This is a genomic window from Pseudomonas viridiflava (assembly GCF_900184295.1).
GTDB classification, from domain to species: Bacteria; Pseudomonadota; Gammaproteobacteria; order Pseudomonadales; family Pseudomonadaceae; genus Aquipseudomonas; species Aquipseudomonas viridiflava.
The window spans coordinates 3,143,252-3,156,609 of record NZ_LT855380.1 but is presented as its reverse complement, the minus strand read 5'-3'; the positions used below and the strand labels follow the sequence as shown (position 1 = coordinate 3,156,609).

Annotated in this window: 12 protein-coding genes and 1 tRNA gene; 11 read left to right on the top strand and 2 right to left on the bottom strand. The window is 59.8% G+C overall.

Translation table 11 applies throughout. The annotated features are described in order from the left end of the window. Window positions 1-28 precede the first annotated feature (28 nt). The 10 genes from CFBP1590_RS14250 (at window position 29) to CFBP1590_RS14205 (ending at window position 11,815) form a co-directional block, all read left to right on the top strand. Entirely contained in the window at window positions 29-1,126 is a 1,098-nt protein-coding gene (locus CFBP1590_RS14250) for an AMP-binding protein (RefSeq protein ID WP_088236417.1), read from the top strand. Then, window positions 1,123-1,917, top strand: coding sequence for an ABC transporter ATP-binding protein (locus CFBP1590_RS14245; protein ID WP_088235313.1), 795 nt, complete (start codon window positions 1,123-1,125; stop codon window positions 1,915-1,917). The genes CFBP1590_RS14250 and CFBP1590_RS14245 overlap by 4 nt, the downstream gene beginning before the upstream one ends. Before the next feature lie 166 nt (window positions 1,918-2,083). Beyond that, window positions 2,084-2,965, top strand: a complete 882-nt coding sequence (locus CFBP1590_RS14240; protein WP_043303772.1) for a branched-chain amino acid ABC transporter permease — start codon at window positions 2,084-2,086, stop codon at window positions 2,963-2,965. A 21-nt stretch (window positions 2,966-2,986) separates the two neighbouring features. After that, complete coding sequence (locus CFBP1590_RS14235) at window positions 2,987-4,054, top strand: branched-chain amino acid ABC transporter permease (protein WP_088235312.1); 1,068 nt, start codon at window positions 2,987-2,989, stop codon at window positions 4,052-4,054. 66 nt (window positions 4,055-4,120) lie between these two features. Beyond that, on the top strand, window positions 4,121-5,452 hold the full coding sequence (locus CFBP1590_RS14230) for an ABC transporter substrate-binding protein (RefSeq protein WP_088235311.1): 1,332 nt from the start codon (window positions 4,121-4,123) through the stop codon (window positions 5,450-5,452). Between the two features lie 4 nt (window positions 5,453-5,456). Then, window positions 5,457-6,233: an ABC transporter ATP-binding protein gene (locus CFBP1590_RS14225; RefSeq protein WP_088235310.1), complete on the top strand. Its 777-nt coding sequence runs from the start codon at window positions 5,457-5,459 to the stop codon at window positions 6,231-6,233. Between the two features lie 187 nt (window positions 6,234-6,420). Next, on the top strand, window positions 6,421-7,623 hold the full coding sequence (locus tag CFBP1590_RS14220; protein WP_163023010.1) for an SfnB family sulfur acquisition oxidoreductase: 1,203 nt from the start codon (window positions 6,421-6,423) through the stop codon (window positions 7,621-7,623). Between the two features lie 15 nt (window positions 7,624-7,638). Next, window positions 7,639-8,079, top strand: a complete 441-nt coding sequence (locus CFBP1590_RS14215) for an acyl-CoA dehydrogenase (RefSeq protein ID WP_088235308.1) — start codon at window positions 7,639-7,641, stop codon at window positions 8,077-8,079. Between the two features lie 4 nt (window positions 8,080-8,083). After that, window positions 8,084-9,484 carry an LLM class flavin-dependent oxidoreductase gene (locus CFBP1590_RS14210; RefSeq protein ID WP_088235307.1) on the top strand — a complete coding sequence of 467 codons (1,401 nt, stop codon included), beginning with the start codon at window positions 8,084-8,086 and terminating at the stop codon, window positions 9,482-9,484. 609 nt (window positions 9,485-10,093) lie between these two features. Next, window positions 10,094-11,815, top strand: a complete 1,722-nt coding sequence (locus CFBP1590_RS14205; RefSeq protein ID WP_058432760.1) for a tannase/feruloyl esterase family alpha/beta hydrolase — start codon at window positions 10,094-10,096, stop codon at window positions 11,813-11,815. 137 nt (window positions 11,816-11,952) lie between these two features. Here CFBP1590_RS14205 and CFBP1590_RS14200 read toward each other — a convergent pair. Continuing rightward, window positions 11,953-12,026, bottom strand: a tRNA-Cys gene (locus CFBP1590_RS14200). 383 nt (window positions 12,027-12,409) lie between these two features. Here CFBP1590_RS14200 and CFBP1590_RS14195 point away from each other — a divergent pair. After that, a complete protein-coding gene (locus tag CFBP1590_RS14195) occupies window positions 12,410-13,057 on the top strand; it encodes a lytic polysaccharide monooxygenase auxiliary activity family 9 protein (RefSeq protein ID WP_058432782.1) in 648 nt (215 codons plus the stop codon). Between the two features lies 1 nt (window position 13,058). Here CFBP1590_RS14195 and CFBP1590_RS14190 read toward each other — a convergent pair whose 3' ends face one another. Then, window positions 13,059-13,328 (bottom strand): DUF6388 family protein, encoded by a 270-nt coding sequence (locus CFBP1590_RS14190; protein WP_029242164.1) that lies wholly within the window; start codon window positions 13,326-13,328, stop codon window positions 13,059-13,061. Between the last annotated feature and the right edge of the window lie 30 nt (window positions 13,329-13,358).

The window sequence follows — 13,358 nt, the reverse complement described above, 5'->3', positions numbered from 1 at the left end:
CTTCGATCCCCTCTCGACGGAAACCTTCATGCCGCATTCATTGCCTCAGGCATTGCTGATCCAGGCTCAGACCCGTAACAGACAGATCGCCCTGCGTTACAAAGAGCTTGGCATCTGGCAGACCCGTACTTGGGGCGAGGTGGCGCAGGAGGTTGACCATCTCGCCGAGGCACTGCATCTCAAAGGGTTTAAAGCGACGGATTGTCTGCTGATCATCAGTGAAGCCAACGCCGAGGCGTTGTTGCTGACGCTGGCGGCGCAGGCGCTGGGCGGCAGTGTCAGCCTGATCGAGCCGTCGGTGGGCCATCGCAGCTGGCTGGCGACGGTCAAGCCTCGTTACGCGGTCGTGCAGAACCTTGAGCTTGTCGCTCAGTTGAGCGATGCCGAACCTGACGTGGTGATCGTGCTGGACGACCGCGGCCTGCACGATGCGGAAGATGCGCGTCTGATTGACTATGCCGAGTTGCTGAAGCCCGCTGCTAAAGGGATCCGCAAGCCATTGATCGACGCCGCAGCCTGTGCGTTTGTCTTTCAGACGTCCGAGGGCGAGCAGCAACTGACCCATGCCGACTTGCTTGACGGTGCGCAGCAACTGATCGACGCCAACGCCATCACCGACCACGATCAGGCATTGGTGGCCCGCGTATTTGCCGCCAACAGTCAGGCTCGCTATCTGTTGGCACCCTGGCTGGTCGCCGGTTTCTGTCTGAATTTCCCTGAGGCACTGAGCACCCGCGATAACGACCGACGCGAGCTGGGGCCGACGCTGGTGCTGGGCACACGTGAATCCTACGCGCGGCTGGAACTCTGGGCACGGGAGCGCTTGCCGTTGGCAGGCACATTCGCCCACGCGTTATATCGGTGGGCAATGGTGCCCGCCAAAGGCCTGATCAGACGCCAGCTCGGCTACTGGCTGATCCGCCGTCCGTTGCTGGATGTGCTGGGCATGAGCCGTTTGAGCAAGCCTTTGCTGGCAGGTGACGCGCTGACGCCGCAGAGCCAGGCGTTTTTCGCCGCGCTTGGGATTCTGCCACGTCCACTTAATACGCCAGTTCCGATCAAGCCAAGACTCAAGGCTGCCGTTGAAGACTGTCAGTTACCGGTCCTTCTGGGAGCGTCGTCATGAGCGCAAGCCTATCTTCGCCGCTTCTGACGCTCGATGATATTTCCTTGTCTTTCAAAGGCGTTAAAGCCGTCACTTCAATCAGTTTCTCAGTGGCTGCGGGCGAAATCTGCGCGTTGATCGGGCCGAATGGCGCGGGGAAAAGTTCGCTGCTCAACGTGATCAATGGCGTGTACCGGGCGCAGAGCGGCTCCATTCAGTACGCAGGCACGACCCGTAAGCGCATGCGTCCGCATCAGGCCGCCGAGAGCGGCATTGCCCGAACGTTTCAGAACATTGCGTTGTTCAAGGGCATGAGCGTGCTGGACAACGTACTGACCGGTCGCAACCTCAAGCGCCGCAGTACCTGGCTGGAGCAGATGCTGCGGTTGGGGCGAGCGCCTGCCGAAGACGATGAGCAGCGCGCCCACGCCGAGCGGGTGATTCGGTTCCTGCGCATCCACCCTTGGCGCCACGCGCTGGTCGGCAAGCTCTCCTATGGCCTGCAGAAGCGCGTCGAGCTGGCGCGTGCGCTGGCTGCCGAGCCGCGTCTGTTGCTACTGGACGAGCCGATGGCAGGCATGAACGCTGAAGAGAAGGTCGAGATGAGCCAGTTCATTCGCGACATCAACCGCGAGCTCGGCACCACGGTCGTGCTGATCGAGCACGACATCGGTGTGGTGATGGGCCTCAGTGATCACGTGGTGGTGCTGGATTACGGCCGCAAGATCGGCGACGGAACGCCGGAGCAGGTGCGCAACGACCCGCAGGTGATTGCTGCGTATCTCGGCACACGGCGTCCTGTTTCGACGTAGCACTATCGCGCAGCAGACAACGGACTGTGGAAGGCGGCTTGCCGGCGATGAACGATGACGCGGCTTTCCTGACACATCGCGTCGACTGCATCGCGGGCAAGTGCGCGCCTACAAAAAATAGTGGTTCCTCAGTGGCTTACAGGTTGTTTGAAAAGGTAGCTGAACCATGGAGTTTTTCTTTGAAGTACTGATTGGCGGGCTGCTGGCCGGGGTGATGTATTCGCTGGTGGCGATCGGTTTCGTGCTGATCTACAAGGCGTCGGGCGTGTTCAATTTTGCTCAGGGAGCGATGGTGCTGTTCGCGGCCCTGACATTCGTCAGTCTGCTGGAGCGTGGCCTGCCGTTCGGCTGGGCATTTTTGGCGACGCTGGCGAGCATGGTCGTGCTGGCGCTGCTGATCGAGCGTGTGGTCCTGCGGCCGCTGGTCAATCGACCGCCGATCATCCTGTTCATGGCCACGCTGGGCCTGTCGTACATGATCGAAGGCCTGGCGCAGGCGTTATGGGGCGCCCAGGTTCACGGTCTGGATCTGGGCATTCCTGACGAGCCGCTGGAGATTCGCGGCATGCTGCTCTCGCAGTTCGACCTGTTCGCCGCAGGCACGGCGGCGGTGCTGGTCATCGCGCTGTCCATCCTGTTCAACCGCACCCGCATCGGTCTTTCCCTGCGCGCCGTGGCCGACGATGCGCTGGCCGCGCAAGCGGTGGGTATCCGTCTGCCGCGTATCTGGGCGGTGGTCTGGGCCGTGGCAGGGTTTGTCGGTCTGGTGGCGGGACTGCTGTGGGGCGCGCGGCTGGGCGTGCAGTTCTCCCTGTCACTGGTGGTGCTCAAGGCGTTGCCAGTGCTGATCATCGGCGGCTTCTCGTCCATCGGCGGCGCCATCGTCGGCGGCCTCATTATCGGCGCGGCCGAGAAACTCGCTGAAATCTACATCGGGCCGATCATCGGCAGCGGCATCGAGAACTGGGTGCCGTACGTGCTGGCCCTGTTGTTTCTGCTGGTACGTCCCGCCGGGCTGTTCGGCGAGCGAACCATCGAGCGCGTCTGACTTTCCATAAGGATCATCGCCATGCTTTATCGAGAAGCCGGACAACTGGCGGGCTCCTATGCCGCCGAGCGTCGCCTGTTTCGTTTGCGTCAGGACCGGATCGGGCTGCTGGCCTTGCTGGGATTTGCTTTTGTCATCGTGCCGCTGGCTGGCAACGACTACTGGTTCAGCGCGATTCTGGTACCGTTTCTGGTGCTTTCGCTGGCGGGTCTCGGCCTGAACCTGCTGACCGGTTACGCCGGGCAGTTGTCGCTGGGTTCTGCTGCGTTCATGGCCGTCGGCGCTTTCGCCACCTACAACCTGCAACTGCGCGTACCGGGCACGCCGTTGCTGCTGGGTATTGTCTTCGGTGGGCTGGTCGCGGCGGCTGTGGCGATGCTGTTCGGGCTGCCCAGCCTGCGCATCAAGGGCTTCTACCTGCTGGTATCGACGCTGGCGGCGCAGTTCGTGGTCGAGTGGGTGCTGACCCGTTTCAGCTGGTTTACCAACGACAACGCATCGGGCGTGATCACTTCGCCACCGCTGAGCGTGGCCGGACTGGATTTCAGCTCGCCGCAAGGTCGCTATCTGCTGACTCTGACGCTGGTGGCGGCGTTGTTCTGGCTGGCCAACAACCTGATTCGCAGTGAGCTGGGCCGCACCTGGATGGCGGTGCGCGACATGGACACCGCCGCAGCGGTCATTGGTATCCGGTTGTTCAAGGCCAAGCTGCTGGCGTTCGCCATCAGCGGTTTCTATCTGGGGGTTGCCGGTTCGCTGTGGGCGTTTGCCTATCTGGGCACGGTCGAGCCCCATGGTTTCGACCTGAATCGCTCATTTCAGGTGCTGTTCATCATCATTATCGGTGGGCTGGGCAGCGTTTCCGGCAACTTTTTCGGCGCTGCCTTCATCGTGTTGCTGCCCATTGTGCTGGGCCATATCAGCGCCTTGCTACCCGTCGGCCTGATCGATTCCGGACAGCTGGAAAACATCCAGAAAATACTTTTTGGCGCCCTGATCATCACCTTTCTGATCAAGGAGCCCGAAGGACTGGCGCGCCTGTGGCAGCGCTTTCGTCAGCGTGCGCGGATCTGGCCGCTGCGCTACTGATCGATCATTTGCGAATAAGCATTTCCCTCACATCAACAATACCCTCAAACCTTCAAGGATTTGCCCATGAAACCCCGAACATCTGTAGTGCGCCTGATGCTGGGGCTGGCCTTGTTGGCTGGCGGACTGTCAACGAGCGTTCAAGCCGCCAACGAACAGTATTTCCCCTTGCAAAGTTACCGGGTCGGGCCTTATGCGGCTGGCGGCACCGGTTTTTTCGGTGGCTTCATCGATTACCTGCAATACGTCAACGCCAATGGCGGGGTCAACGGCGTCAAACTGACGTGGTCGGAATGTGAAACCGAGTACGTGGTTGAGAAGGGCGTCGAGTGCTACGAGCGCTTGAAGGGTGGTCTCAATGGCGCTCCGGCGGCGGCGACCAATCCATTGTCGGTCGGCATTGCCTACGCCACGCTCGAGCGCTCCACGGCCGACAAGCTGCCGCTGATCACCATCAATCACGGACGCACCGATTCCACTGACGGCAGCGTGTTTCCGTATGTATTCCCGCTGCAGTTGAACCCGTATTCCGAAGTGTCGGCCATCGTCAATTACATTGGTCAGCGTGAAGGAGGGCCTGAGTCGCTGAAGGGCAAGAAGATCGCGGTGCTCTATCACGGCTCTCCGTATGGCAAGGAAACCAACGGCGTACTGGAAACCCTCGCCAGGCATTACGGTTTCGAGCTGACCACGCTGGAAGTGCCGCATCCCGGCAACGAGCAGCAATCCCAATGGCTGAATATCCGCCGTCTAAAACCGGACTGGGTGATCCTGCGCGGCTGGGGCGTGATGAACCCGGTGGCGCTGAAGTCGGCACAGAAGGTCGGGTTCCCGGTGGATCACATCATCGGCAACATCTGGAGCAATTCAGAGGAGGACGTGATCCCCGCAGGCGCAGCCGCCAAGGGTTTCATCTCCATCACCACGCACCCGTCCGGCACTGACTTCCCGGTGCTGCAGGGCATCAAGAACTCGGTGCTCGACAAGGGGCAGGGCAATCTGGCCGACCCCAAGCGTTTCGGTACGGTGTACTACAACCTGGGCGTAGTGAACGGCATTCTCAATGTCGAGGCGCTGCGCATCGCTCAGGCCCGCTTTGGCAATCAGCCGCTGACGGGTGAACAGGTGCGCTGGGGTTTCGAACACCTGAATCTCGATGACGCCCGTTTGCAGGCGCTGGGTGCCAAGGGACTGGTGCAGCCGTTGAAGCTGTCGTGTGCAGACCATGAAGGTGGTGGCGCGGTGCGTTTTCAGCAGTGGGACGGGCAGCGCTGGAACCTGATCAGTGACTGGGTGCAGGCCGACCGCGCCTTGCTGCGGCCGATCATCGAAGCCTCTGCGGCACAGTACGCCAGGGAGAAAGGCATCACCCCGCGCAACTGCAGCCAGGAGCAATAAGGCCATGAGTTCGATACCGCACGCCAGCCTGTCTGCCGAGGTGTTGTTATCGGTGGAGCAGGTCGAGGTGTTTTACGAGCAATCCATCCTCGCCCTGCGCGGGATCAGCCTGCAGGTCCGGCAGGGTCAGATGGTCGCGCTGCTGGGTGCCAATGGGGCGGGCAAAAGCACGACCCTCAAGGCGATTTCCAGTCTGGTACGTGCCGAGCGTGGTGAGGTGGTCAGTGGCCGGATTCAGTATCAGGGCAAGTTGATCACCGCCAGCGATCCTTCCGTGCTGGTGCGTAATGGGCTGGCGCAGGTGCTGGAGGGCAGACACTGCTTCACGCACCTGAGCGTTGAGCAAAACCTGCTGATCGGCGCGTTTGTCGCCAAACCGTCGCGGGTCGAACTCAAGGCGCGACTGGAAAAGGTTTATGGCTACTTTCCCCGGCTGAAGCTGTTGCGCAAGCGCCTCACAGGCTACACCTCGGGCGGTGAGCAGCAGATGGTGGCCATCGGGCGGGCGCTGATGTCCGGGCCTCGCCTGTTGCTGCTGGATGAACCGTCCATGGGACTGGCGCCGCAGGTGGTGGAAGAGATCTTCGATATTTTGGGACGGCTTAATCGCGACGAGGGGCTGAGTCTGCTGGTCGCCGAGCAGAACATCAGCCTCGCGCTGGAGTATGCGCACTACGCGTATGTGCTGGAGAACGGCCGGGTAGTCGAATCCGGCGTTGCCGCAGAGCTGGCCGCGCGCGAGGACATTCATCATCACTATCTGGGTGCAGCAGCGCATTGAGTGCGCTGCTGTTCTTCCAGCAACAGTGTTCGAACACTATGTTCATGTAAATACTTTTTCCACTTTAAGAATATCTCGCAAGTCATTGTTTTTTAATTGGATTGCCTTTTAGGCATGGCCTGTGCACTACCTGAATCCGGTGTGTTGAGCTGCTTTCAACCTGTTATCGATGATCAGGAACCTGCCCATGACCCAACCCGTAAAAAGCCCGCCAAGGGCCCATGTCATTGCATCGGATGCCGAGGCCATCGAGGTCGCCAGAGCGCTGGCTGTGCGTTTTGCCGAAGAAGCGTCGGTTCGTGACCGCGAGCGTCGCCTGCCCGTCGCAGAACTCGATGAATTTTCCGCCAGCGGTCTGTGGGCAATCACGGTGCCCAAAGCCTACGGTGGTGCCGGGGTGTCTTATGTGACGGTTGCCGAGGTGATCAAGATCATTTCCGCAGCCGACCCTTCGCTGGGACAGATACCTCAGAACCACTTGGGCATTCTCGACATCCTGTTGCAGACCGGAACCGAAGAGCAAAAGCGCCATTACTTTGCCAAGGCGCTGGCTGGCTATCGCTTCGGCAACGCGTTCTCGGAATCCAAAAGCAAAAATGCTGGCACCTTTCAGACGCGTATTCGCTTCGACGGCGAACACGCAGTGGTGGACGGCGAGAAGTTCTACTGCACCGGAGCACTGTTCGCTCACATCGTGCCGGTGGTGGGTGTGGATGAACAGGACAACGCGTTTATCGCCTTTGTGGAGCGCGACAATCCGGGGCTGACGATCATCGACAGCTGGGACGGCTTCGGTCAGCGCACCACGGCCAGCGGCGGTGCGGTCCTGAAGGCGGTGAGAGTCCCCAGGACGTCCGTAATACCGGCGCATCGGGCGTTCGATGAACCCACGGCTCATGGCCCGATTTCGCAGATCATTCAGGCCGCGGTCGACACCGGAATCGCCCACGGCGCGTTCGAGGAAACCCTCAGGCATGCGCGTCTTGCGCGGCCATGGATCGACAGCAAACAGGACTTCGGCTGGCAGGACCCGTTCAGCATCGCAACCATCGGCGATATGCAATGGCGTCTGCACGGCACCGACGCAATCCTGGCCAAGGCCGGGCAAGCCATTGATCAGGCACTGGCCGCACCCAGTGAAGCCAGCGTTGCGCACGCTTCGGTGGTGGTGGCTCAGGCCAAGGTGCTGTCGGCGCAGATTGCCTTGCTGATCAGCAGCAAACTGTTCGAACTGGCTGGCACCCGCTCTGTGCTGGGCTCGCTGAACCTGGATCGCCACTGGCGCAACGCCAGAACCCACACGCTTCATGACCCCGCCCGCTGGAAATATCACCTGATCGGCAATCGCGTACTCAACGGTGTCGCGCCGCCGCGCCATGCCTGGAACTGATCGAGGAGCAGTCATTTGTCTCATCCAACTATCGACACCCAACTGGCAGTCGCTGCCGAAGACCTGAGCGACGCACGGCGAGGCTTGCAACAGACCCTCGATTTTTTGCGTGAACAGGGCCTGCCCTGGGCGTTCAGCGATGTGCAGCGCATCGTCGAGGACCCTTATGTGATCGGCAAGATCGGCGATCTACAGATTCGCATCGACCTGGCGGCAGCACTGCTGGAGCGGGCACAGACGCTTGACGGCTCGCCCGAAAAGCGTCTGATCGCCAGCACCGAAGCGGTCATTGCCAGTGCCGATGCATTGCTGGCGGTGGACAACGTCCAGCATGAACTGACCGGCCAGCGTCAGTCCCGGCCGCCGCAGACCGGTCGCGAACCGCTGCGCTGGCACTATCAGGTGCTGGGCAACCATCGCCTCAATGGCGTCGCGCCACCCCAGCTTCAGGAGTGATTGCATGTCCCGTCAAATTCGCCTCAATGCCTTCGACATGAACTGCGTCGGCCATCAATCGCCGGGCCTGTGGGCGCATCCACGTGATCGTTCCTGGCAGTACAAGGACCTGGAGTACTGGACCGATCTGGCAAAAATTCTGGAGCGCGGCAAGTTCGACGGCCTGTTCATCGCCGATGTGCTGGGCATCTACGATGTCTATCGCGGTAATGGCGAGGCGGCAATACGCCAGGCCACGCAGGTGCCGGTCAATGATCCCTTGCAACTGATTCCGCCGATGGCGCTGGTCACCGAGCATCTGGGCTTCGGACTGACTGCTTCACTTTCGTTCGAGCATCCGTACCCGTTTGCCCGACGCCTCTCGACTCTGGATCACCTGACCAAAGGCCGGGCAGGGTGGAACATCGTGACGTCCTATCTGGAAAGTGGGGCGAAGAATCTGGGCCAGAAAACCCTGACCGAACACGATGCCCGCTATGACTTCGCCGAGGAATACCTGGAGGTCTGCTACAAACTCTGGGAAGGCAGTTGGGAAGAGGGCGCGATTCTGCGCGACCGGGAGCGACGCGTGTTCAGCGACCCGAGCAAAATTCATGAGATTCGTCATGTCGGCAAACACTTCCAGGTACCGGGCATCCACCTGTGTGAACCCTCGCCGCAGCGTACGCCCGTGTTGTATCAGGCCGGTGCGTCCAGCCGGGGTAAGCAATTCGCCGCCGAGCATGCCGAATGCGTGTTTGTCGCCTCGCCATCGAAAGTGCTGCTGAAGAAAACGGTTGCCGACATTCGCCGGCGCACGGCCGAAGCGGGTCGGGATCCGGCCAGCGTGCTGATCTTCAACCTGCAGACCGTGATTCTGGGCGAGACCGATGCCAAGGCGAAAGCCAAGTTCGAGGAGTACAAAAGCTGGGTCAGCTATGAGGGCGCAATGGCGCTGATTTCCGGCTGGACCGGCATCGACTTCAGCCAGTTCAGACCCGACGAACCCCTCAGGCATGTGCATACCAATGCCATCCAGTCAGCCGTGGAAACCTTTTCTACCGCCGACCCCGACACCATCTGGACCCCACAGGCACTGGCCGACTGGGTCGGCATCGGTGGTTTCGGCCCGTTGTTCGTCGGCAGCCCGGAAACCGTCGCCGACCTGTTGCAGGACTGGGTCGAAGACACCGATGTCGATGGCTTCAATCTGGCCTACGCGCTGACCCACGAAACGTTCATCGACGCGGTTGACCTGCTGGTGCCGGAGTTACAGAAGCGTGGTGTCTACAAGACCGAATACGCCCAGGGCACGCTGCGCGAGAAGTTGTTCGACAGCGGGCCGCGTCTGCAGGCACCTCATCCGGGTGCGGAGTTTCGTGATCTGACGGCGCTGAATCGCCAGCGAGAGCCGCAGAGCGCCTGAGAGTCCTCGTGTAATACGATGACGAGCTTTCCTCCCCGCTCTGTGCTCATCGTTGTACACAAATCCGCAAGACGCGCAAAACGCAGCGGGACTCGGGTATAACGCTGAGCACAGGCATGGGCATGATCGGCGTGCTTGAGATCACGCTGATCGTTCCTACGCTCCGCGTGGGAATGCCTCCCAGGACGCTCCGCGTCCGCTCTTGAATGTGGCGCAGGTGCGTGGCCAAGCTCCAGCGTTATCCACGTCATGCGCTCGGCTCACTGAATCCTCAGTCTGTGCCATTTGTGACGCGGAGCGTCACGGGCGGCATACCCACGCAGAGCGATGGGCACGATCAGTGTTGGGGCGGACCTGTGTATAACGCCGAGCGCGGAGCGTTGGGCACAATCAACGTCCTCCCCAATGGTGTCACCCGCCTGCATGCCTCGGCGCAGAGCCTTCATGTCACCGTTTACAACGTCATGGATGAACGCCGGAATCTGTAATCATCTCTCTGGCTAACCTTTTGAATCGAGAGACGCCCCAAACGTTTTAATGACACCTGCTGCGCGGTCGGGCGTTATCCGCTCGCGCTTCAGTCTTGATCCATCATGAACAGGAGTTCTCATGAAACCGACGATGCCGAGTCGTTCCAGCGTATTTGCGCTATTGGTCATCTCTTTCTTTCCGCTGACCCCGGCGCTGGCCGGAACGCCGTCCTCGAACGTGGCCGATAACCTGGCCCAACTGCCCGTCGTCACGCCAGTCACTGCCTGCGCAGCACTGACCCAGACCGACCTCAGTGACATTGGCGGCTCCGGCAGCCGAGTAGTGTCAGCCAGCGAATCCAGCCGTGATGGCGTGGCGGTGTGTGCCGTGGAAGGCTTGCTGGCGCCGCAGATCGGTTTCAAGCTGGAACTGCCGACGACCACTTGGGCGCAACGTTATCTGCAGGTCGGCTGCGGCGGCTTTTGTGGCCACAGTGATTCAAGACCGGGCGTTGCCGACAGTTGCAAGCCGCTCAAAACGGGCGCGTTCGCCGTGGCGTCCACTGACATGGGACACAAGACGATAGACACCACGTTTGGCGACGACCCGCAGAAACGTGCGGACTTTGCCCATCGCGGTGTACACCTCACGGCACTGGCGTCGAAGAAGCTGATCCAGACGTTCTATGGCCGCAAGGCTGAATACGCATATTTCACCGGCTGTTCGGACGGCGGCCGTGAAGCGCTGATCGAAGCGCAACGCTACCCGGAAGACTTCAATGGCATCATCGCGGGCGCCGCTGCGCTGAATTTTCAGGTGCAGAAAGTGTTGTTTCACGGATGGGTAGCGCGCGCCAACACCGGTCCTGATGGCAAGCCGATCATCCTGGCGTCCCGCCTGCCGATCCTGCACAAGGCGGTGCTGGCGCAGTGCGATGTGCTGGATGGACAGATCGATGGTCTGATCTCCGACCCCAGGCTCTGCCGCTTCGACCCCTCGGTGGTGCAGTGCAAAGTGTCTGCCGACAACGCCAAATGCCTCACGGCGCCGGAAGTGGAGGCTGCGCGGCGTATCTACGACGGCCCGAAAGATCCGGCCAGTGGAGAACGGCTTATCGTGGGCGGCCCACAACCCGGTTCGGAGCTGGCCTGGGCGGGGCTGTTCGTACCTGTTTCTGCTGATCAGCCTATCGTCAGTCAACAGATCGCCGAACAGTCCATTCGCAGTCTGGTGTTCGAGACCAATCCCCCTGAGGACTTCAAGCTGGCGGACCTTCGCTTCGACAAAAGCACGTTCGAACGCCTGCGCCCCTTGCACGCGCTCTATGACGCGACCAACCCCGATCTCGCGCCTTTCGCCAGCCGTGGCGGAAAGCTGATCCTCTGGCACGGCTGGGCCGATCCGCAGGTCTCGCCACTCAATACGCTGGCCTATCACGAGGCTGTCGAGGCTCACATGGGCAAGGCACGCACTGAATCCTTCACCCGGCTGTACATGCTGCCCGGCGTCTACCATTGCGGTCGTGGAGAAGGGCCGAGCGAGGTGGACCTGCTGACGCCGATCATGGCCTGGGTGGAAAAAGGTCAGGCCCCTGGCGCCATCGTTGCCCGTCAGTACCAGCCGCAGCCGGTTGATAAGGTTGTTGCAGCGAGCCTGCCAGCGTTCATGACCAGAGAAGACATTTCCAATCGCGGTCGCACGCGCAAGGTGTTCCCGTATCCGTACATGGCCGAGTACGACCACAAGGGCTATTCGAAACGCGCCAACAGCTACCAGCGCTCGGAACCGCTGACGGCCGAGAAGACACCGAAATGGGTGGGCAGTGGCTTCTTCCAGCCTTACGAGTCGTTACAGCGCTGATCGCTCTGGCAAGTTTTCGATGCAGAACGAACGGGCATGATCAGGTAACTACTGATCGTGCCCATGCTGTGACGCCAGCGCATTTCTGTGAAGCAATAAAAAACCCCGTCAATCGAAACTGACGGGGTTTTCAAGAGTGGAGGCCGAGGTCGGAATCGAACCGGCGTAGGCGGATTTGCAATCCGCTGCATAACCATTTTGCTACTCGGCCTCAAACATCCGATGCGTTACCGCTGCATCAAACGTAGTAAACTTTTCGGAAGAGAAATATCTTTGTCTTCCAACCCGTTGAATCTTAAGGGTTTTTTTCAATTCCCGAGTCGGGAATGGACGCAATTCTGTACTGGTTCGAATGGCATGTCAAGAACGGGGCGAAAATAATTCATCGGGTGTCGTAAGCGGGGCAATCCGTTGAGGCCTCAATCACAGCTAGACGGCAGGGAGGCATGTTGTCGGGTGCGAATTGCAATGCTGGTGGGCAGTGCCTGAGCCGTTGGGTACTGGCAGATTTGAGAGGTGGTCAGCGGCCAGGGGTGGAGGTTCAATCATCGGGCAGGTAGTACACGCCTGTTTTTAATGATTGAGGTGACGAAAATGACTGATGACAGAAACACCAAGACGCCGAAGCATGGTTGGGTCATCTCTCCTGCCAGCCGGGGCTCGAGAGCGATTGACCTTGGCTTTTTGCTGGAATGGGAAGTCGATGAGTTGGAAGGGGGTAAAAATTTTCCCGACCTGGAGGAAGGGCCATTTCCAGGGCACTCCGCAGACGAACCTAGTGAAAAGCCGCCTAGTGATGGGCTCATTTTAAGTGGCGGTCACGAAGACGGTCACCGCGAGGATTTGAATCTCACTAATCAACAGTTGATAGAAAAATACCCTAAAGACGGCAAAGGCTGGACTGTTCTGTCAGTCAATCCTGGCGATGATTTTCCCGTGACCTGGAAGTATCTGGCCAGCCACACCACGCGCGGATATCGCTGGTTCATTACTAAAGATGGTTGGGACGAGAACGCAGCCATAACGCGTGATCAACTTGAACTCAAACCATTTCACGAGACCATAAGCCCAATTGATCCTTATAACGAGACCATGGTGCCTGACGAAAACATTTCAGCGCCTTTGCCAAAAGAAAAGACAGGCTACCATGTCATTATCCTGCTCTGGATCGTGGCCAACACGGGTAACGCGTTCTATCAGGCTTTTGATGTCAACTTTGGCCAGCCAGCGTCCAGGCCCTGACTCAACCCGCCATCCGCATCCGACGTTCTTCGCGCAATTGCTCCAGCTCCGAAGGCGTGCGGGCCAGAAGCCTTAGGGCAAAGTCATGAGGTGTCGTATCGCGTTCCTGCGCTGCCCGCAGGAACGCTGACCGTGCGTGCTCCGCACGACGTTCGCTGATAAACAAGCCACCGGGGTGACGATTGAAGTTGGCCAGCTCCTGCTGAAGCTGTTCATCGCGACGGATGAAGATTTCGAGTGCCTTGCTGATCTGGGTGTCCGTGAAAAGCATGTGTTTCTCTCCTTGAAAATATCGACCGAT

Excerpts from the sequence above, each read along its gene's own strand:
- CFBP1590_RS14235 (WP_088235312.1), top strand. The coding sequence starts at position 2,987 with ATGCTTTATCGAGAAGCCGGACAACTGGCGGGCTCCTATGCCGCCGAG.
- CFBP1590_RS14240 (WP_043303772.1), top strand. The coding sequence starts at position 2,084 with ATGGAGTTTTTCTTTGAAGTACTGATTGGCGGGCTGCTGGCCGGGGTG.
- CFBP1590_RS14205 (WP_058432760.1), top strand. The coding sequence starts at position 10,094 with ATGAAACCGACGATGCCGAGTCGTTCCAGCGTATTTGCGCTATTGGTC.
- CFBP1590_RS14210 (WP_088235307.1), top strand. The coding sequence starts at position 8,084 with ATGTCCCGTCAAATTCGCCTCAATGCCTTCGACATGAACTGCGTCGGC.
- CFBP1590_RS14220 (WP_163023010.1), top strand. The coding sequence starts at position 6,421 with ATGACCCAACCCGTAAAAAGCCCGCCAAGGGCCCATGTCATTGCATCG.
- CFBP1590_RS14245 (WP_088235313.1), top strand. The coding sequence starts at position 1,123 with ATGAGCGCAAGCCTATCTTCGCCGCTTCTGACGCTCGATGATATTTCC.
- CFBP1590_RS14230 (WP_088235311.1), top strand. The coding sequence starts at position 4,121 with ATGAAACCCCGAACATCTGTAGTGCGCCTGATGCTGGGGCTGGCCTTG.
- CFBP1590_RS14195 (WP_058432782.1), top strand. The coding sequence starts at position 12,410 with ATGACTGATGACAGAAACACCAAGACGCCGAAGCATGGTTGGGTCATC.
- CFBP1590_RS14190 (WP_029242164.1), bottom strand. The coding sequence starts at position 13,328 with ATGCTTTTCACGGACACCCAGATCAGCAAGGCACTCGAAATCTTCATC.
- CFBP1590_RS14250 (WP_088236417.1), top strand. The coding sequence starts at position 29 with ATGCCGCATTCATTGCCTCAGGCATTGCTGATCCAGGCTCAGACCCGT.
- CFBP1590_RS14225 (WP_088235310.1), top strand. The coding sequence starts at position 5,457 with ATGAGTTCGATACCGCACGCCAGCCTGTCTGCCGAGGTGTTGTTATCG.